The organism is Methanobrevibacter sp., assembly GCF_045541095.1.
Classification (GTDB): Archaea; Methanobacteriota; Methanobacteria; order Methanobacteriales; family Methanobacteriaceae; genus Methanocatella.
Map to the genome: position 1 here is coordinate 1 of NZ_JAZQIJ010000240.1, position 2,845 is coordinate 2,845.

Sequence of the window (2,845 nt, forward strand, 5' to 3'; positions counted from 1 at the left end):
TTTCAAAGAATTTCACTTACAAATGAAAGTACCTTTCATTTGCATAGTGTTGTTTGTGGAAAACTATAGTCTCATTCTGTAACGGAACTATCTGTTTGTTATCCTCGTATCTATGGCTTTTTCCGAACCTTCAACATTAAGCAAACAAAAGCTGACTGCACCTTCAAATGAAAGCTTTCACTCTCAAATAAAAGCCTACCTTTTATTTGCATAGTGTTGTTTGTGGAAAACCTATCATTTGAGAGTGTAGCTACTCTCTATATAAAATTCGCATGTAAAACTGAACAGCAAGACAAGGTTAACTGCTGATTTTATCGCAATTATGCGTATTTTTGGCAGTTGACCTTTCATTTTATTGTATTCAATTGATAGTCAAAACATCGCCTTTTGAATCCAGTGTGTAGATATTTTCTTTCTCGAAATAAACTTCAACGCCTTTTTCTTTCAGTTTTCTGACAGTTGTCAGGCTGTCAACCGTATTTCTGGCGAATCTGCTCACACTTTTTGTGATGATAAGATTGATTTTCCCGTCAAGAGCGTCTGCAATCATCTGATTGAAGCCGTCTCTGTGCTTGGTATTTGTGGCACTGATGCCTTCGTCTGCAGAAATTAGCGGTACTGGTTTGGATTTAAATAAGGGATTCTTTAATCAATCGGTTGAAGTAACTTTGAATGGATATGCAAATGTATCACATGACTCAGATGTTTATTTTGCGCTTTATAATAATAATGTTGAATTGGATGATAAAATAGCTGCTGAATGGGTTACATCAAATAGGGACACAAATCAATTTCAAGCAAAGTATCAAATTAAACTTGAAGATAAATCTAGTATTAAATTAAATTTAAGTGCTAAGATAATTGCAAATGGGCAGGAAAGTAAGCTTTGCCCTCTTACATTGGAACAGGGTAGACAGACAAGAAGTGATGAATTTTTGCTTGAAAATATTCCGCCTGTTATTTCTGATTATCAAATCGGTGACGAATACTGGAATTTTGTCGGATTTAATGCTAAGGATGATGAAAGCGGAGTATCAAATGTTATAGTTACAGTTTCTGATGAAAAAGGAAATAGTAAGGTATTTGAATCTGACGAAAACAAACATTATTATCCGTATAGGTTGGAAGGTTTTAATGGAGAAGTAACCGTAACCATTACAGTAACGGACAAAGCCGGAAATACTGCAAAATACATTTCCAATAAGAATGTTGACGGTAATAAGCCAGAAATCGACAGTATCAGTTACCAATATAAAAACGAAGAGGATAATTGGGTTGAGGCTACATCTTCTGTTCTCCATGATTATGATTATGGGCTATTCGCAAATGTTCCCATAAGAATTGTTATCCGTGCGCATGATACCGGCGATGAAACCACATATAGTGGTATTGAAATAGTTAAATTATTTGATGATACATATGAAATACCCAATAAGTTTGAAAAGGTAATGAAGACAGAGGAAGTTGAACTTGATGATGGTACAATAAAAACACAAGATACAGACGAAGTTGAATATTATTATTTTGATATTGATTCATGTAAGTATAACAATCTCAAGGTAGAAGTTAAAGATAAGGCTGGAAATGGCACTGAAGAAGAGATAGGTCAAATGGTAATTGAAACAGATTCTCCAAATGGTGAAATTGATAACCCCAATTTCAGCAGTCATATTGATGCAAACAATACAGATTGGTATGGTGTTGATACGCAAGATGAAAGAATTATTTTCAAAATATCCGATAATCAATCAGGTATTGCAAGTGTGGTAATCAAGGACGGAAATACCATTCTTAATCCCAACGAGAAGGATTTTACTAAGAATAATGAAATAGAATACAAAAAAGAATACTCTTTCCCAATTAAAACATTTAAAAATGGTTCCCATAAATTGACAGTTGAAACTGTGGATAATTGCGGAAACAGTAGTTCAGAAAGTGTTGCTTTCAATACAGATTTTACAAGACCTGATGGAGAAATCAATTTTGTCACAAGCCCTAAGATAATTGAAGTTGATGGGGAAAAGCAAAACTGGTTCAATGGATGTGGAGCTGAATCTGAAAAAGTTGTATTCTCACTTAAAATTTCTGATGTCAATCCATATAAAGTATTCTATTCTTTTGTAAATTCCGAGTCGCAGGTAGTATATAAAAATGAGCTTTCATATATTACAGATGATGGTGAGAAAATTTATGAATTAGAAATTGATGATGACGCTGCGAAAATTGAGCTGGAACAAAATCATTATCTTGATGTGTGTGTTACTTTTGTAGATCAGGCTGGAAACAAAAGTACATACGATGGCGAAGAAGGTCATCGTGAAATTGCACCAATTCGATTTTATAAAGATTTGAGCTATCCGAAAATTGACTCTGTATCTGTCAGCAAAACAGAAACTGGTCTTGACAAGGTTCTTCGTGTTCTAACTTTTGGCATTTATTCTAATAATAATATTAAATATACAGTTAAAGCAAGTGATATTGAATTTGATAGTGGTTTGACTGATGATTCTGTTATACTTGCTTTTGGAGATTCGAAATATGAAATGAAACATGAGAATGCAAATACCTATTCATTTGTATTAGATGCCAGTGATAAGAAAATTATGTCTGGAGAAATCAATGTGTCTGTAACAGATCAATATGGATTAACAGTTGATAGAATCGTACATTATTCTGAAGATTTTGATGTTATTCAAGGAACTTCAGAAGAACCGTATTTTACATCAGGATTAGATAATACAAAATCAAGAGCTTTTATGATTGATAAAAATCTTCCGGTCGTTGCATTTAATCAGCTTAATAGTGACGGAAAAGAAAGAAATGATGGAACAATTTGGCTTAAAGA

At 33.5% G+C, this 2,845-nt stretch carries 1 protein-coding gene and 1 pseudogene; one reads left to right on the forward strand and one right to left on the reverse strand.

The annotated features are described in order from the left end of the window. Positions 1 to 373: 373 nt before the first annotated feature. Positions 374 to 610, reverse strand: a pseudogene (locus tag ACKI2P_RS10520) (recombinase family protein); the annotation flags it as partial. Here ACKI2P_RS10520 and ACKI2P_RS10525 point away from each other — a divergent pair. Beyond that, on the forward strand, positions 591 to 2,845 hold a 2,255-nt coding region (locus ACKI2P_RS10525), incomplete at its 3' end, for a hypothetical protein (RefSeq protein ID WP_407377411.1). The pseudogene ACKI2P_RS10520 and the gene ACKI2P_RS10525 sit on opposite strands and share 20 nt — an antisense overlap.